We start from the raw sequence: 16,184 nt of genomic DNA on the forward strand, positions 1-16,184 counted from the left end.
CCGCTGCCACTCAAGGGTACGCTGATGATCTGGCCCACCCGCAGTGCGGTGGCGGGGGTGCCAGGGTTGGCGCTTTGTATCCTGCCTGTGGTCGTGCCGAAATGGCGTGCAATGCCAGAGTAGGTATCACCCGCGCGTACCTGATAGCGGTAAGGCCCGCCTGAGGGTGCGCGCTCCTGCTGGGTGGGAATCAACAGCCGTTGGCCGACGTTCAGGCGCTGAGCATTGACGCCCGGATTGAAACGCTCCAGACGCTCGATGGGCACATTGGCGCGAGCTGCCAACTGCCCCAAGGTGTCTCCTCGGCCTACCTCGATCCAGCCACCGCTCAATGCGCTGGCACTGCTGCTTTCCGAAGTGCGTTGGCTGGTCGCCGGTGTCGAGCTGGCACAGCCCGCCAGCAGGCTGACAACCAGGCAAGCGCTCAGCCAAAGCCCTAGTCGTGATCGCTGAGAGTGTCCAGCAGCGCGTCTTTTTCCTGCCACAGTGAATTGATCCATGCGTGGAAGCGTTCCTTGTGCTGCGAATCTTCGTGGTAGTTGGCATCCTGCATCCACTCCGGGATGGCAATCTGCCGGGCTTCGAGGGTAATGGGGGCTTCTTTGCCACACAGAAAGCCCATGAAGGTTGGCGTCGGATTGGCATAGCTGATGGTGACATCAAGGATACCATCCAATTGGTTGCCCAGCAGGCTAAGTACTTGTCCGATGCCGCCCGCCTTGGGGCGTAACAGATGACGGTAAGGGCTCTGCTGAGCGTCACGCTTGAGCGGCGTGAAGCGAGTACCTTCCACAAAATTGAAAATCGAAATGGGGGCGTGCCGTGCACGGCGGCAAGTTCGCTCGGTGGATTCTCTGTCGATCGTGGCCAGCTTTGGGTTTCTGGCAATCTGCTCGCGGGTAAAACGTCGCATGAAGGGGAATTCCAGTGCCCAAAAGGCCAGTCCGACAATCGGAATCCAGATCAGCTGATGCTTGAGAAAAAAGCGCGGCATTGGGATGCGGCGGTGCAGCGCCATGAACAGAATGAAAATATCGGTCCAGCTGCGGTGATTGGAGATGACCAGCCACCACTGCTCAGGCGTTAGGTTGTCAGGCACCTGAATGGACACCTGAGGCTTCAACCACAGGCGCATCCACCAGAGGTTCACGCCGATCCAGTTCAAGGCCACCGCGCACAGTCCTTTCAGCAGCCACTCCTTGGCTTTACGGCCGGGAGTGATGACCTTGAGCAGCGTCAAAATAATCAGGGGCACACCCCAAACCAGTGTGTTCAGCGTCAGCAGCAAGATGCTGACAGCCCCTTTGATGATTGGCATACCGCGGTCCTCGATCTACTGATGCTACGCACAGAGCGGCTGCCAGGGCTCCCTGAGGGAAGGCGCGCCAGGAGCACTCTGCGCCTGTAGGGACAAATGCTAATGGAACAAGCGCAGACTGCCCAGCATAACTTTGCCGTGCGTGGCGTGATCAGTGGCGCGCCAGTCCGGGAGTTTTAATGTTTTCGATGAGTACGTTACGTAACGCATGGGCGGCCACCGAGAGCTCCTGGTGAGTCAATATGCCCACTCGACAGGCAATGCCGGGCTCGGTCAGCGGCAGGCAGTGGGCGCCTAGCTCGTCCATTTGTTGAATGCACATGGAGGGCACGGCGCTGACGCCTAGCCCCGCCGCGACCATGCGCCCTACGGTCGAGAGCTGATGGCTTTCGAAAGCCACGGGAAGCTCGATACCTTGCCTTGCCAACTCCTGCTCCAGCAAGCGCCTTACCATGGAGGGGCGTTGCAGTGTGATCATGTCGTGGCGCAGCAGCGCTTGCCAATCCAGGCTTTGCCGATGGGCCAGCGGGGAGTCGAGGGGGACGACGGCCACGAACTGATCTTCGAAGAGTGGCGTAAAGCTCAAGCTGCCAGCGCCCTCGGGGGCGAACGCGATGCCCAGCTCGACCTGTCTGGAGCGCACCATGTCCATGACTTCCTCATTGATGACATCGTGCACGGTGACGTTGATTTTGGGATAGCGCTGGCGAAACTTGACCAGCGCGCCGGGTAGCAGATTACAGGCAAATGAGGGCATGGCGGCCACGCTCAGGCGGCCCAGCTGTAGCGTGAAGCGCTGGCGCAAGCGCTCTTCGGTATTGTCCCACTGGGCCAGCAGGTGCTTGGCCAACGGAAACAGTGACTCGCCTTCAGGGGTGAGGCGAACGCTACGCGTGCTGCGAATCAGCAGCTTGCCGCCCAGTGAGTCTTCGAGCCCCTTGATGGCCAGGCTAAGTGCGGGTTGGGAAAGATGCAGGCGTTCGCATGCCTGAGTAAAGCTGAGTGTTTGGGCCACGGCCAGAAAGGCCCTGAGCTGCTTGACGGTCATGAGGACTCTTTATAAGTTATTAAAATAAATTGATAAGAAAAACAAACTTAACAAATATATCATCAAGCACAACACTGACTCTATCGAAGCAACTGCATCCAGCGCGCAGCTTTTGTGCCAGACTGGTCAGCAACCACGTAACGAACAATATCCGATAACGTTTTACCAACCACGTGAGGCAACACAATGGCAGGATTCGACAAGCGTGTATCTTCCTATGAAGAAGCGATGGAAGGCCTGGAAAGCGGCATGACCGTGATTGCAGGTGGCTTTGGCCTGTGTGGCATTCCCGAAAACCTGATTGCTGAAATCAAGCGCCGTGGGGTCAGCGACCTGACCGTGGTGTCCAATAACTGCGGTGTCGACGGTTTTGGGCTGGGCATCCTGCTCGAAGACCGCCAGATCAGCAAGATTATTGCCTCTTATGTAGGCGAGAACGCGCTGTTCGAGCGGCAGATGCTGAATGATGAAATCGAAGTGGTGCTGACGCCGCAGGGGACGTTGGCGGAAAAGATGCGCGCAGCTGGCGCAGGTATCCCGGCGTTCTTCACGGCCACCGGGTACGGCACGCCGATTGGTGAAGGCAAGGAAGTGCGTGAGTTCGACGGTCGTCACTATATCCTCGAAGAGGCCATCAAGGGTGACTTCGCCATCGTCAAAGGGTGGAAAGCCGATCGTTACGGCAACGTCGTGTACCGTCACACTGCCCAGAACTTCAATCCCATGGCCGCCACTGCTGGCAAGATTACCGTGGTAGAAGTAGAGGAGATTGTTGAGCCAGGCGAACTGGAGCCCAGTCAGATCCATACTCCCGGCATTTATGTGGATCGCATCATTCAGGGCACGTTCGAGAAACGTATCGAGCAGCGCACCGTGCGCAGCTAATCAGTTTGCCTATTTTCCATTACTGCTCAACGACAAGAGGTGGCACCATGGCTTTGACACGCGAACAAATGGCACAGCGAGTGGCTCGTGAACTCCAGGACGGGTTCTATGTGAATCTGGGAATCGGCATTCCCACGCTGGTGGCCAACTATATCCCCGACGGCATGGATGTCATGCTGCAGTCGGAAAACGGCTTGCTGGGCATGGGGCGCTTTCCTACCGAGGAAGAAGTCGACCCTGACATGATCAATGCGGGCAAGCAGACCGTGACGGCGCGTCCCGGCGCGGCCATTTTCTCGTCAGCCGAATCCTTCGCCATGATTCGTGGTGGGCATGTGGACTTGACCGTGCTCGGCGCTTTCGAAGTGGACCAGGAGGGCAATATTGCGTCCTGGATGATTCCCGGCAAGCTCATCAAGGGCATGGGCGGCGCCATGGATCTGGTGGCGGGCGCAGAGAACATCATCTGCACCATGACTCACGCTTCCAAGCATGGTGAGTCCAAGCTACTGGAAAAATGCTCGCTGCCGCTGACCGGTGCTGGCTGTATCAACCGTGTTCTGACCGACCTGGCTTATCTTGAAATCAAGGACGGCGCGTTTATTCTCAAGGAGCGTGCGCCTGGGGTCAGCGTCGAGGAGATCGTCGAAAAGACCGCGGGCAAGCTGATCGTCCCCGACCATGTGCCGGAAATGACCTTCGACGCATGACGTGGTGGCGTGGGTCAACGCGACTCACGCCATTTCGCAGCGGGTATGGAACGGTAGCAGAATTTCCGCTAGCCGTTTGTGATCATCTTCCACGTGGCGTTGTGTCAGTGAAAGCCCCCCGAGGCAAAGGCGGTGCTCATCGCCTTCGCTGAAGACGATTTTCTGCGGCATGGCGGGATAGAAGCGATGATCCAGCAGGCTGGACACCGAAAATACCCCGTTTTGTTGGCTATCGAGGGCATGCAGCCCCACGTGTTCCAGCTGTAGGCCCAGTGCGTCCAGCGAGACATCCAGCGTGGCGCAATCGAATCCGGCATGATGCAGGCGTGGTCCCATGACGGCCAGCCAGGCAGCCAATGGGTGTGCCGTATACAGCTGTTGATAGAGTGCCCAGCTTGGCATGGGCCACGGACGCCCTCGGCACAGCAGGTTGTGGCCCTTGCAGTCGGCGGGGTGGCTCTGCTGTATCAGAGCGGTCAGGGCTTCTCTGGGTGTTCTGGAGAGCGCCCCGACCTGCAGCTCCGCCAGCACCAGCCAGCTACTGTCATCGTTGGGTGCCAGCAGGTGAATCAGTAACCCTTTGTCAGCCATGGCGTAGTGGCCGACGGAACGATAGCCCATTCTGGCCAAGGGGGCGCTAAGCGCACTGGTAGCGAAAGGGCCATGGTTGAGTGTTACCAGCGTCAGGTATTCTGCGCTGGTGCTGATGGGCCATAGCCTGAGTGCACCGATATCCGGATGATTATGGATATAGTCCAGCCAAAGCTGTTGTAAAAACTCCTCGCGCTGCATCGGGATTCCTCGCCGCCTACTGGCTTGGGTAAAACGAACACGGTTATCAAAAGCTCAGTATAGGCAAGTGCGTCGTGGCAGCTTCAACGCGAATCGATGAAGGTTTTAACGCCGGATGATCAGGCAGGGTCAGGAGGCGAGCAGCTGGTTGTCGCGAACGAGCTGGTCGAACTCGGTGTACCCGCCCACGTGCTGCTGGTCGATGAAGACTTGCGGCACGGTGTGGATGGGCTTGCCAGCCGTTTTGGCAATATCTTCCTTGGTAACGCCTTCGGAGGGCATGTCGACGTAGCGATAGCCTTCGATCTTGCCACTGTTTTCCAGATGCTCGGCAAGCTGTTTGGCGCGTACACAGAAGGGGCAGGACATACGCCCAAAAATAACCACGAACATGGCAATGACTCCGTTGAATAAGGTATGGCTTGTACAGTAGCACCCCATTGTGGCGTAGCCCGAGGTGTTTCGCCAATAGCAGGACGCTACGCTCTCCATAAAGCCCTACAATGGGGGCCAGCAACACCGAGCGTTCACAGGAGTACTCTCATGCAAGCCTTGCAGGCCCAGGACTATGGCTATCTGGCCGAGTTGGCGATCAGCTACCGAGACGCATCGTTAGCGGCGCTGAAAAAGGAGGCGCACTACAACCCTCGATTGAGCGTCGATGCGCTGTGTTTTCAATACGGCGAGGTGCGAATCAACGGCGCCAGCACCCTGGTCGGTGCGCTGATTACCCCGTGTGCATTATGGATGCTGGTGGTGCCTGAGCAGGCAACGCTGTCGGCCCCCCTGGAAGAGAGCCTGGTGGTGTCCTTGCCGTCTGGCCGTTATCGGATGACGCTCGAGCGCTTGCCGAACGGTATCGAATTCTATCAGCGATGCATTCTGAACGACCTGAGCGAGCTGGAGAGCCTGCAAGAGGCGTCTCGGCTTGCCCAGCGCATGATGGAGCAGTTGATGTCACCTGCTACTCTCTGAGTTTACTCGGTAGAAGGCAGAAGCCCGAGACTGCACCTATAATTTTAAGCGTTTATACCTTCATTTCAGTCGATTCGATAAAAGGAAGCCTGCATGTCAGCAGATAAAGCGTCAACGCCCCGTGTTGCAGTCGTCACCGGTACCAGCAGCGGTATTGGTGCCGCCGTGGTCCAGCATTTTTGCGAGCAGGGTCACCAGGTCTTGGCAGTGGATTTCAATGAGGCAGGTCAGGAGGTGGCCGATCAGGCCGGTGCGGCGTTCTACAAGGCCGATTTGACCGACCCGGACGCCTGCCGTGGTGCCATTGCCGACGCCGTGAAGCGCTTTGGTGGCGTGGATATCCTGGTGAACAATGCCGGTATTCAGCACGTGGCGGCCATCGAGTCTTTTCCAGAGGAGAAGTGGCGGCAAATCATCGACCTGATGCTCACCGCGCCTTTCCTGCTGACTCAGGCGGCCTGGCCGCACATGCGTCAGAAAGGGTGGGGGCGAGTCATCAATATCGCCTCTATCCATGCTCAGGTGGCGTCACCCGGCAAGGCCGCCTACATCAGTGCCAAGCACGGCATGATCGGTCTGACCAAGACGGCGGCCCTCGAAGGGGGTGAGCAGGGCATCACGGCCAATGCCATTTGTCCGGCCTACGTCAAGACGCCGCTGGTCGACAATCAGATTGCCGACCAGGCAAAGCTCAATAATATGGGTGAGCAGGAAGTGATCGAGAAGATCATGCTGAAAAACGCAGCGGTAAAACGCCTGATCGAGCCTTCCGAAGTGGCCCAGCTAGTCGCCTATCTGGCGTCGGATGCTGCGGGCGCAGTGACCGGTGCCAGCTGGAACATCGACCTGGGCTGGACCGCCCACTAACGGCGTACCGGGCGCTTCTGCAGCTTGCGCTGAAGCGTCCGGCGATGCATGCCAAGGGCTCTTGCCGTGGCCGAAATGTTGCCATCGTGCTCCTGTAGCACTTTCTGGATGTGTTCCCAGGTAATGCGGTTGATCGAGGGCGGGTTGTCGGCCAGCTCCACGTTGGGGTCGGCTTCCGGGTGCTCGAAGGCCGCCATGACGTCATCGGCGTCGGCGGGTTTGCACAAGTAGTTGATGGCTCCCAGCTTGATGGCTTCGACGGCGGTGGCAATGCTGGAGTAGCCGGTGAGTACGACGATACGGCAGCCCGGCACGGTGTTGAGCAGCTCGGGCAGCAGTTTGAGCCCCGAGCTGTGCTCGAGCTTCAAATCCAGTGTGGCCATGGTGGGCAGGAACTGCGCGGCGGTCGCCATGGCTTGGTCGGCGTCATGGGCCACCATCACCTCGAAGCCACGGCGCGTCAACGCGCGGCTCAGTACGTGACAGAACATTTCATCATCATCCACGATCAACAGGCGCTGGTCTTGGTTCTGCATGGCATCCTCGATGGTCTGACTTGGCACTGATGGCAGGCTAGCCCGGTGCGGAGCAGCGTGGCAGCGTCACTTCCGTCAGTGTTCCCCCTTCCGGGTGATTATACAGGCTGACACCGCCACCAAACCGATTGATCGTGGCGTGCGTCAGAAAAAGCCCGATGCCCATTCCCTTGCTCTTGGTCGACACGAAGGTGTCGCCCAGCTGATCGGCAATCGACATGGCGATACCGGGGCCATGGTCGCGGATATCGATCACGACGCTTTCCTCGTGCCAATCCAGGCGAATGGCGATGTGCTCGGGGTTGGCGTCGGCGGCGTTGTTGAGCAGGTTGGTGAGCGCCTGATCGAGGGTGGCGTCCACGGCAATCCACGGCCGTCCCCGCCGCTCGGCCACGTCGAAATGGTGGTTGACGTCAGGACGAATCACCAGCCAGCGCTGAACCACGCCGGCCAGCCATATCTCGGCATCGAGGATTTCCGGTTCGGCCATGCGGCGTCGGTCGGCATTGTTGACCAGGTGCTGCAGCCGGGATTTGCAGATATCCACCTGCTGGCGCAGCAGTGCGATGTCATCGGCGAGCGCAGAGCCTTGCGCTACATCGGTCTGCATCTCCTTCAACAGCACGGCCATGGTCGACAGCGGCGTGCCTAGCTCATGGGCGGTGCCAGCGGCCTGAGTGGCCACTGCCAGCACCTGCTCGTTGCGTAGCGCGGCTTCCCGGGTGCGTGACAGTGCCTTGTCGCGGCTGCGTAGGGCATGGGCCATCTTGTAGATGAAAAAAGTCACGAGCCCTGCCGACAGGCCAAAATTGAGCCACATGCCCAGCACGTGCAGGCTTAAAGGGCCGTCACTGCTGATATGACCTAGCTGCGGAATGGGGTGGTAGAAAAACATCAGGAAGGTATAGCCGCCCATGGCACAAGCGGCAATGATCCAGGCATGTCGCCACGGCAGTGTGGCAGCGGCAATGGTCACCGGCACCAGGTAGTAGGTGATGAAAGGGTTGGTAGACCCCCCGGAAAAATAGAACAGCAGCGTCAGGCCGGTAATGTCTGCCAGCAGATGGGCCAGATACTCGATATGGGTGACCGCCCTGGGGCGGCCCAGCCGCCACCAGGTGGCAATGTTCAGCATGCCCATGGCAATGACTACGCTGACCACTGCCGTGACCGGCAGATTGAACGCCAGCAGTTCGATGCCGACGATGATCGCCATCAGAAAGCCCGTCCAGGTAATCCCCCGGACGATGGTCAGCCGGACCAGATTGCGGTTGGGCGTGGAGAGCGGTAGGGGCAGGGCGGTAGCCATGGACGATTACTTGTTCGATGTCTTGACGCTATGAATCACGAACTTGATGAATAGCGTCATGACGAAGGTTAACCAACCCGCCGATGCCAGCAGGTTGAACAGCAATATCTTGGGTGGCAGCCAGGCACTCCCCAACAGCGTTTCCAGCAGGATATGGAAAAACATGGCCAGCAACAGGGGCAGGGCCAAGGTATGCATCCACATGTCGGTGCGCCGCTTGCGGATATGGTAACGCATCAGCAGGTAGCGCAGCGGTCGGTGTGCCCAACTGAACAGCAGCAGCGCGCCTACCACGAACAACATGGCCAGCGTCGGCTCGGTACTTTGTTGATACATGGAAATGGAGATCGACCAGGCAAGGCCTAGCCACACCAACCCCTCTATGCTGGCAATGACATCCGCATAGCGTCGTACGTTCTGCATAAACAACAGCATCCTTGGTCTTACAACGTGGCGTCATGATACGACACTTGGCTGGGCCTGTGGGGGTCGTGTGCAGATTTATCCCGCGGGGCGATTGGGTATACTGTGCAGCCGTGACACCCCTCTTTCACTTTCAAGACAGGACTTGCCGTGGACGCTATCACGATCACTCGCCCCGACGATTGGCACCTTCACCTTCGCGACGACGAGGCGCTGAATGCGGTGGTAGGCCATACCGCAGCCCAGATGGGGCGGGCCATCATCATGCCCAACCTCAAACCGCCGGTGACCACGACCGAGCAGGCCATGGCCTATCGTGAACGTATCCTGGCGGCCTTGCCGGCGGGTAGTGCGTTCGAGCCGCTGATGGTGCTATACCTCACCGATACGACGCCCGCAGAAGAGATCGAACGGGCTGTCGCCAGCGGTGTGGTCAAAGCGGTCAAGCTCTATCCGGCGGGGGCAACGACCAACTCGGCTTCCGGCGTCACCGATATCGCTCATTGCGACGCGGCCATTGCCACCATGGCGCGGCTGGGAATGCCGTTGCTGGTCCATGGCGAAGTGACCGACCATGATATCGACATCTTCGACCGTGAAGCCGTGTTCATCGAGCGCGTCATGAAACCTCTGTTGGCTCGTCACCCGACGTTGAAGGTCGTGTTCGAACACATTACGACGCAGCAGGCCGCTGAATTCGTCGCTGACGCGTCGGACAATGTCGCAGCGACCATCACCGCTCACCACCTATTGTTCAATCGTAACCAGATGCTGGCCGGGGGCATTCGTCCTCACTACTACTGCCTGCCAATCCTGAAACGTGAGCAGCATCGTCAAGCGCTGTTGAAAGCGGCCACCAGCGGCAGTGCGAAATTCTTCCTGGGAACCGACAGTGCTCCTCACGCCAAGGGTGATAAGGAGTCAAGCTGTGGCTGCGCCGGCGCCTATACGGCACCTGCCGCTATCGAGCTTTACGCCATGGCGTTCGAGTCGGTTGGGGCACTGGACAAGCTGGAGGCCTTTGCCAGCCTGAATGGGCCGCGTTTTTATGGGCTGGCGCCCAATGGCGACACGATTACGTTGGTGCGCCGTGATTGGCAACTGCCGGAAAGCTACCCTTATACCGCAGGGCAGACCATCGTGCCTTTGCAGGCGGGTGAAACCCTGGCGTGGCAGATGGAGGCGTAAGAGGTCAGTCCCCATCGCCTGGCGGCGATGGGGGTTTCAGGGTCATTCGCTGGCGAGCTTCGACAGCATCTGGTTGACCATGCGTGAAGAGTGGTCGGCGGCCACTTCGAGGAACTGCTCGAAGGAGAGGTGGTTGTCACCGCTGCCCGGGATGTCGGACAGGGCGCGAATCACCACGAAGGGGCAGCCATACAGATGACAGGTCTGGGCAATGGCGGCACCTTCCATCTCGACCGCCAGCATGGTGGGGAACTGGGCGCGGGTCCTGGCTACCCGCTCCGGGTCGGCCATGAACGAATCGCCGGTGGCGACCATGCCTTCTCGCACCGTCACTTCGCCCAGGGCCGCAATGGCGCTGCGTGCCACGCTGCGCAGGTGTTCGCTGGCCGGGTAAGCCTCTGGCATGCCGGGCACCTGTCCCAGGGCATAGCCAAAGACCGTGGCATCTACGTCATGGTGGCGCACTTCGTCCGAAATGATCACATCACCAATGGCCAGGTCTGTGGCAAACCCGCCTGCAGACCCGGTGTTGATGATGGCGTCTGGCTGGTAGCGTTCCAGCAGAATGGCGGTTCCCACAGCGGCGTTCACCTTGCCGATGCCGGATTGGAGAATGACCACCTCCAGGCCATGCAGCGTGCCGGTATGAAACACGAAGCCTGCATGCTCGGCACGCTCAGCGCTCGCCAGTTGGCTCGCCAGAATGTTCACTTCTTGCGCCATGGCGCCAATGATACCAATACGTTGCACCGTGATGTTCTCCGCGGGTCGGTGGGGATAAGGCGTTCGTTGCCGGGTTCAATGCTGCTGATCGTGTCGCTCAGCGGCTTCCAGCGTGTTTTCGAGCAGAGTGGCTACCGTCATGGGGCCTACGCCGCCGGGCACGGGAGTAATGTAGCTGGCGCGCTCGACCGCTGCGGTAAAGTCCACGTCGCCAATCAGACGGCCATCGTCCTGGCGGTTGATGCCCACATCGATGACGACCGCGCCGGGTTTGATCCATTCACCCTTCACGATACCCGGTTTTCCGACGGCGACCACCACCAGGTCTGCACGGCTGACGTGGCTTGCCAGGTCGCGTGTAAAACGGTGGCAGACCGTCGTTGTGCAGCCTGCCAGCATAAGTTCTAGCGCCATGGGGCGACCGACGATATTGGAGGCGCCGACGACCGTGGCATCCATGCCGCGTACGGCAATGCCGCTTTGCGTCAGCAGGGTCATGATGCCCTTGGGTGTGCAGGGGCGTAGAGAAGGCAGCCGCTGGGCCAGGCGGCCAAGGTTGTAGGGGTGGAAGCCATCTACGTCCTTGTCGGGCCGGATGCGCTCCAGAATGGGGCCGGCATCGAGATGTGCCGGCAAAGGGAGCTGCACCAGGATGCCGTCGACGCTGGGGTCGGCGTTGAGTTCGTCTACCAGCGCTTCGAGGGCGGATTGTGAGGTATCCGAGGGCAGGGCGTGTTGGAAAGAGAGAATGCCTGCCTGCTCACAGGCGCGGTGCTTGTTATTGACATAGACATGTGAGGCTGGGTCCTCGCCGACCACGACCACGGCTAGTCCGGGCGCACGCACACCTTCCTGCTGACGTGCCTGAATGCGGGCGGCAACGCGTTGACGGACATGAGCGGCGATGGCTTTACCATCGATGAGTTGGGCGGTCATGTAGTGAGATCCCTATTGAAAATGGAGAAGCGAACAAAAGATATGGCTCGGCAAGCGAGCAATTCGGCTGTGCAATTTTCGCATGGCCGGGCGGTCAGGCAAAGCATCGATCGAATCAAACGCTTTAAGTGTTGACTTTAGAATCAGAAATAGTAATATATGCCTCGCTTGAGACGGGACACGCAGCAGCGTTCAAGGCAAGTATCGGGATGTAGCGCAGTCTGGTAGCGCGCCTGCTTTGGGAGCAGGATGTCGGGGGTTCGAATCCCTCCATCCCGACCATTTACTTGAAGCCGATTACTTGAAGTTAAAAGTAACACTGCTTTCCAGGCTTTGGTTGTGGTCAAGTGCTCATCGGTATCTTTGGATACATTATGTGCGCCCATAGCTCAACCGGATAGAGCAACGGCCTTCTAAGCCGTAGGTTGCGGGTTCGAGTCCTGCTGGGCGTGCCATCAAGAATGCGAAATCGTATTCTCCTGTCGTTATTATCAAGCATCTGTTTTGTCATGGTGGGTGTAGCTCAGTGGTAGAGCCCCGGATTGTGGCTCCGGTGGTCGTGGGTTCGATCCCCATCATCCACCCCATCGACAAAACGTTCTGCAGTATCCAGGTTGTGGTGGGTGTAGCTCAGTGGTAGAGCCCCGGATTGTGGCTCCGGTGGTCGTGGGTTCGATCCCCATCATCCACCCCATTAACCTGATCATGTTTCTTCCTCGAAATTCTCGTTCTACTCTTCTCGTTGTTTTCAATCATCCGCCTATCCTTCGTCGCCTACTGTGGCACGATTATCTTGGCATGACTTTGATGTTACTTCCCTCCGCGCGTGTTATTTCCATGGGTGTGCCCAAAAGATAGCCTTGCGCATAGTCGATGCCCAGTTCGTGTAGCTTATCCAGGGTTTCCTGCGTTTCCACGAATTCAGCCACCGTTTCGATATGCAGGGCCTTGCCCACGGCGTGAATGGCTTCCACCATGGCGCAATCAATGGGGTCCTGGTGCAGATTGCGGATGAAGCGGCCATCGATCTTGAGATAGTCGACCGATAGCTGTTTGAGATAGCCAAACGACGACAGGCCGGTTCCAAAATCATCCAGCGCAAAATGGCAGCCCATCGACTTCAAGGTTTGAATCAGCTCGCTGACTTTCGAGAGCTGCGCGATGGCAGCGCTTTCGGTGATCTCGAAGCACAGAGTGCCAGGGGGTAATTTGGCGGCGCGTACCTGGCGAATCAGCTCATGACAGAAATCGCTGTCGGACAATGAATCGCCAGACAGGTTGATCCCCCAGCGACCAACGATATCGGGTTCGGCACTGCGGCAGCGGTCACTTAGCCAGGCCAGCGTGTTGCGAATGACCCAGCGGTCGATGCGTGGCATGAAATGGTAGCGTTCGGCGGCGGGTAAAAAGCTGCCGGGGGTGATCAGCTGACCATGCTCTTCCAAACGTATCAAAATCTCCTGATATCCCTTGTGAGGGGCGCACACAGGGTAGATTGGCTGTGCAAACAGGCGGAAAGTGTCGTTGTCCAGAGCATTTTGCAAGCGCTGTACCCACTGCAGTTCCCCGTGTCTTTCCAGCAGTAGCTGGTCGTCGGGCTGGTAGCAGTGGATCCGGTTGCGGCCTGCCTCCTTGGCGCTGTAGCAAGCCGCGTCGGCCGCATGCAGCGTGTCGGCAAGGCGCATGGGGTGGGCTGAGGTAATGGTGACGAGCCCAATGCTGACACCGATGCCGAAGGTGTGCTCCTGCCAGGCAAAGCGGAACTGCTCTATATCGCTGCGTAGCGCTTCGCAAATTAGTTTGGCCTTTTCCAACGAGCAATCGGGCAGCAGTAGCGCAAACTCATCGCCCCCCAGACGTGCCACGGTATCGCTACTGCGGACATGCGCTTTCAGCTTGCGAGCCACCTGACGAAGCAGCTCATCACCAGCCTGGTGGCCGCAGGTGTCATTGACGATCTTGAACTGATCCAGGTCCAGGTAGCAAAGCGTGTGGTCGCCTCCCGGCTGTGCCAGTAGTTTGCCGAGCAGCGACTCGAAGGCGCGGCGATTGACCAGTTCGGTCAAGTTGTCGTGGGAGGCCTGATAGCTGAGCTGTTCGGAGAGCTTGCGCGTCAGGCTGACATCCTGAAAGACCACGACGGCACCCAGGGTGATACCGCTACGCGAGCGAATAGGCGATGCGCTGTGCTGGATCGGGTAGCGCTTGCCATTGCGGTGCAGCAGCATGCTGGGGTCGGTGTATTGAAGTGGACGATGCTGGGTCAGGACATGGCGGGCGGGATTGTTGATTGGTTCGTCGCTATGTTCGTCACGCAGCTGATAGATACGGTGAATCGGTTTGTTCAGGGCATCGCTGGCGTCCCAGCCGGTCAAACGCTGCGCCTCGCTGTTCATGAAGGTAATGTTGCCACTGGCATCGCAGGTGATCACCCCGTCGCCAATGGAGGCGAGCGTGGTGCGGGCAAGATCGCGCTCTCGATTCAGCTGCTCCTGCAGCAGTTTTCGCTCGGTGATGTCGCGCACCATGCCTGAACGTTCCGAGTGTGACCCGGCAGCCCCCTCGCTGACCTGAATTTCGAGATAGCGTACCTGTTGGTCTTCGGTGCGTCGCTTGATTTCCAACCGTGTGCCAGGCGCCAGGGAGCGGCGGGGTAACAGCGTGCTGATGGGCTGCCCAATGAGCTGTTGGGCTTGTACGCCGAACAAGGCCTCGGCGCCAGGGTTGAGGCTGGTAAGCGTGCCATCTGCCTGCCAGGTCAAGACGCCGTCACGCAGGTTACGCAGCATGACGCGGGTGTGACCTACGGCGCGCTCCAGGGCGGCGGATACTCGATTGTAGCTGGCAGCGATTTCCCCTACCTCGGTAAACGGGTCGGCGTCGATACGCTGGCGCATGTCGCCCTGGCGTTCATGTTGGCGCATGTGTTCGAGGAGCTGATGCAGCTCATTTTTGGAGCCATGTTCCGCCAGATTGAGCCCCATCTTTTCGGCATCGGGTGAAACTCGCAGAGGCATGATGCGCTTGCTCAGCTTTAGCAGTAGCCAGGCGATGCCAAAGCTCCATGCGCCGCACACGATCACCCCCATGAGCTGAACTTGAAACTGCTCCCAGCGGCTTAGCGAGGTGCCCAGCGCTTCCAGGTTAGCCACCCAGGGCAGTGCCAGCGTGCCCCAGATGCCGGTGACAAGGTGGGCGGGAATGGCGCCTACGGCATCATCGACGCGTTTTTTGAGCAGCCACTCACTGGCGGCCACCATCAGTACGCCGCTAACGCTGCCCAGCATGAACGCAGCGTGCAGCGACAGGGCGTGGGCACCTGCCGTGACCGCGACCAAACCGGCAATGGCACCGTTGATCGCATACATGACGTCGGCATAACGACGAATACGCCAGCCCATCAACATGGCCGATAGAATGCCGCCTGTCGCGCCCAGCAGGGTGTTGGCGATAATGCCAGGAATGGCACTGGTCAATGCCAGGGTACTGCCACCATTGAAGCCAAACCAGCCCAGAATCATGAACAGTGCGCCCAGCATGGCCAGCGGCAGGTTGCCCGCTGGAAAAGGGTTGGCGTTAACGCCGTCGCGAAAGCGCCCGGTGCGGGGGCCAATCACCAGAACGGCGGCCAGGGCCACCCAGCCGCCCACGCTATGCACTACCGTGGCTCCGGCAAAGTCGACGAACCCACGAGCGGCCAGCCAGCCGGGCGTGCCACCGAGTAAGCCCCCCCACGCCCAGTGGCCAAACACTGGGTAGATCAATAGTGCTATCCAGAAGGCTGTCCATAGGTAGCCCAGGAAAGGCATGCGTTCAGCCACTGCGCCCGCCACGATAGTGGCTGCGGTGGCGCAGAACATGGCTTGAAAGATGAACACGGTCATCAGCCAGGCGTTGCTGGTCTCCATCTCCCAGCCGAATAACGACAGCCCTAACCAACCCCCTTGGGAAACACCGAACATCATGCCAAAGCCAATCAGCCAGAAAACCGTCACCGAAACCGCAAAGTCGGCCAGGTTTTTCATGGCGACGTTAATGGCATTCTTGGTGCGGGTAGTGCCTGCCTCCAGGCACAGGAATCCCGCTTGCATGACGAATACCATGGCGGCGGCCCACAGCACCCATAAGGTATCGAGAAGCCTCGTCTCCAGAATCATTGCCATGTGCGAGTCCTTGTTGATGCTTTTGTCGCTGCCTGGTGCAGGGTGTGCACTGCATTGGTGCTTCGGGGGTGGGTAAATGCGTCACTGTCGGGTGACGAGAGCAGGAATCCCTGTCGCCGTGACGAACGCTTTCAGCACTGCTAATGTGAATCAAGCAAATGTCATGCCGTGGCTAGTGAACTCCTCCTTATTTTGGTTTTTTACGTGATTAAAAACTGAAATATAGGTAAAAAACGGTATTTATGACTGTGCAATTGCTCTTTGAATGGTGATATTTTTCAATTCACTGAAGTGCTGCCGGGGAGAGTGCT

Annotated in this window: 16 protein-coding genes and 4 tRNA genes; 9 read left to right on the forward strand and 11 right to left on the reverse strand. The window is 58.7% G+C overall.

The genetic code is table 11. The features are described 5' to 3' along the window. The 3 genes from B7L71_RS17515 to B7L71_RS01710 form a co-directional block, all read right to left on the reverse strand. Positions 1-500, reverse strand: a 500-nt coding sequence (locus B7L71_RS17515; RefSeq protein ID WP_249273150.1) for a LysM peptidoglycan-binding domain-containing protein, incomplete at its 3' end; no start/stop codon positions are given. Next, the gene (locus B7L71_RS01705) at positions 437-1,318 is read right to left on the reverse strand and encodes an acyltransferase (RefSeq protein WP_081135537.1); all 882 of its coding nucleotides are present in this window, start codon (positions 1,316-1,318) and stop codon (positions 437-439) included. The genes B7L71_RS17515 and B7L71_RS01705, both read right to left, overlap by 64 nt. A 151-nt stretch (positions 1,319-1,469) precedes the next feature. Next, the gene (locus B7L71_RS01710; protein ID WP_081135540.1) at positions 1,470-2,366 is read right to left on the reverse strand and encodes a LysR family transcriptional regulator; all 897 of its coding nucleotides are present in this window, start codon (positions 2,364-2,366) and stop codon (positions 1,470-1,472) included. A gap of 186 nt (positions 2,367-2,552) precedes the next feature. Between B7L71_RS01710 and B7L71_RS01715 the strand changes: the two genes are divergently transcribed. Beyond that, positions 2,553-3,251, forward strand: a complete 699-nt coding sequence (locus B7L71_RS01715) for a CoA transferase subunit A (protein WP_081135542.1) — start codon at positions 2,553-2,555, stop codon at positions 3,249-3,251. A gap of 47 nt (positions 3,252-3,298) precedes the next feature. After that, a complete protein-coding gene (locus B7L71_RS01720) occupies positions 3,299-3,961 on the forward strand; it encodes a CoA transferase subunit B (protein WP_016913783.1) in 663 nt (220 codons plus the stop codon). Between the two features lie 24 nt (positions 3,962-3,985). Here B7L71_RS01720 and B7L71_RS01725 read toward each other — a convergent pair whose 3' ends face one another. Beyond that, positions 3,986-4,753: a DUF1338 domain-containing protein gene (locus B7L71_RS01725; protein WP_081135545.1), complete on the reverse strand. Its 768-nt coding sequence runs from the start codon at positions 4,751-4,753 to the stop codon at positions 3,986-3,988. Positions 4,754-4,882: 129 nt separating this feature from the next. Continuing rightward, positions 4,883-5,146, reverse strand: a complete 264-nt coding sequence (locus tag B7L71_RS01730; RefSeq protein ID WP_081135547.1) for a GrxA family glutaredoxin — start codon at positions 5,144-5,146, stop codon at positions 4,883-4,885. A 150-nt stretch (positions 5,147-5,296) separates the two neighbouring features. Between B7L71_RS01730 and hybE the strand changes: the two genes are divergently transcribed. Both hybE and B7L71_RS01740 read left to right on the forward strand, forming a co-directional pair. Further along, a complete protein-coding gene (gene hybE, locus B7L71_RS01735) occupies positions 5,297-5,728 on the forward strand; it encodes a [NiFe]-hydrogenase assembly chaperone HybE (protein ID WP_081135550.1) in 432 nt (143 codons plus the stop codon). Positions 5,729-5,821: 93 nt separating this feature from the next. Beyond that, a complete protein-coding gene (locus tag B7L71_RS01740; protein WP_016913787.1) occupies positions 5,822-6,595 on the forward strand; it encodes a 3-hydroxybutyrate dehydrogenase in 774 nt (257 codons plus the stop codon). Here B7L71_RS01740 and B7L71_RS01745 read toward each other — a convergent pair. Genes B7L71_RS01745 through B7L71_RS01755 form a run of 3 tightly spaced genes read right to left on the reverse strand, consistent with a single transcriptional unit; the run spans position 6,592 to position 8,863 of the window. Then, a complete protein-coding gene (locus B7L71_RS01745; protein WP_016913788.1) occupies positions 6,592-7,131 on the reverse strand; it encodes a response regulator transcription factor in 540 nt (179 codons plus the stop codon). The two genes, B7L71_RS01740 and B7L71_RS01745, sit on opposite strands and share 4 nt — an antisense overlap. Before the next feature lie 37 nt (positions 7,132-7,168). Continuing rightward, positions 7,169-8,440: an ATP-binding protein gene (locus tag B7L71_RS01750; protein ID WP_016913789.1), complete on the reverse strand. Its 1,272-nt coding sequence runs from the start codon at positions 8,438-8,440 to the stop codon at positions 7,169-7,171. A gap of 6 nt (positions 8,441-8,446) precedes the next feature. Next, the gene (locus B7L71_RS01755; protein ID WP_016913790.1) at positions 8,447-8,863 is read right to left on the reverse strand and encodes a hypothetical protein; all 417 of its coding nucleotides are present in this window, start codon (positions 8,861-8,863) and stop codon (positions 8,447-8,449) included. A gap of 150 nt (positions 8,864-9,013) precedes the next feature. Between B7L71_RS01755 and pyrC the strand changes: the two genes are divergently transcribed. Then, positions 9,014-10,051, forward strand: coding sequence for a dihydroorotase (gene pyrC, locus B7L71_RS01760; protein ID WP_081135553.1), 1,038 nt, complete (start codon positions 9,014-9,016; stop codon positions 10,049-10,051). Between the two features lie 42 nt (positions 10,052-10,093). Here pyrC and mtnN read toward each other — a convergent pair whose 3' ends face one another. Together mtnN and folD are read right to left on the reverse strand one after the other, a co-directional pair. Next, positions 10,094-10,801, reverse strand: coding sequence for a 5'-methylthioadenosine/S-adenosylhomocysteine nucleosidase (mtnN, locus tag B7L71_RS01765; RefSeq protein WP_016913792.1), 708 nt, complete (start codon positions 10,799-10,801; stop codon positions 10,094-10,096). A gap of 48 nt (positions 10,802-10,849) precedes the next feature. After that, positions 10,850-11,710: a bifunctional methylenetetrahydrofolate dehydrogenase/methenyltetrahydrofolate cyclohydrolase FolD gene (folD, locus tag B7L71_RS01770; RefSeq protein WP_016913793.1), complete on the reverse strand. Its 861-nt coding sequence runs from the start codon at positions 11,708-11,710 to the stop codon at positions 10,850-10,852. 205 nt (positions 11,711-11,915) lie between these two features. Here folD and B7L71_RS01775 point away from each other — a divergent pair. The 4 genes from B7L71_RS01775 to B7L71_RS01790 all read left to right on the forward strand — a co-directional run bounded on the left by B7L71_RS01775 (position 11,916) and on the right by B7L71_RS01790 (position 12,404). Beyond that, positions 11,916-11,992 (forward strand) — tRNA-Pro (locus tag B7L71_RS01775). A 96-nt stretch (positions 11,993-12,088) separates the two neighbouring features. Then, positions 12,089-12,165 (forward strand) — tRNA-Arg (locus tag B7L71_RS01780). Positions 12,166-12,222: 57 nt separating this feature from the next. Beyond that, positions 12,223-12,297 (forward strand) — tRNA-His (locus B7L71_RS01785). 32 nt (positions 12,298-12,329) lie between these two features. After that, positions 12,330-12,404 (forward strand) — tRNA-His (locus B7L71_RS01790). Positions 12,405-12,498: 94 nt separating this feature from the next. On the opposite strand, the gene amt is transcribed toward B7L71_RS01790, so the two are convergent. Next, positions 12,499-15,873, reverse strand: a complete 3,375-nt coding sequence (gene amt, locus B7L71_RS01795; RefSeq protein WP_081135555.1) for an ammonium transporter — start codon at positions 15,871-15,873, stop codon at positions 12,499-12,501. Positions 15,874-16,184 lie beyond the last annotated feature (311 nt).

It is taken from the genome of Halomonas sp. BC2 (assembly GCF_002078115.1).
GTDB lineage: Bacteria > Pseudomonadota > Gammaproteobacteria > Pseudomonadales > Halomonadaceae > Vreelandella > Vreelandella stevensii.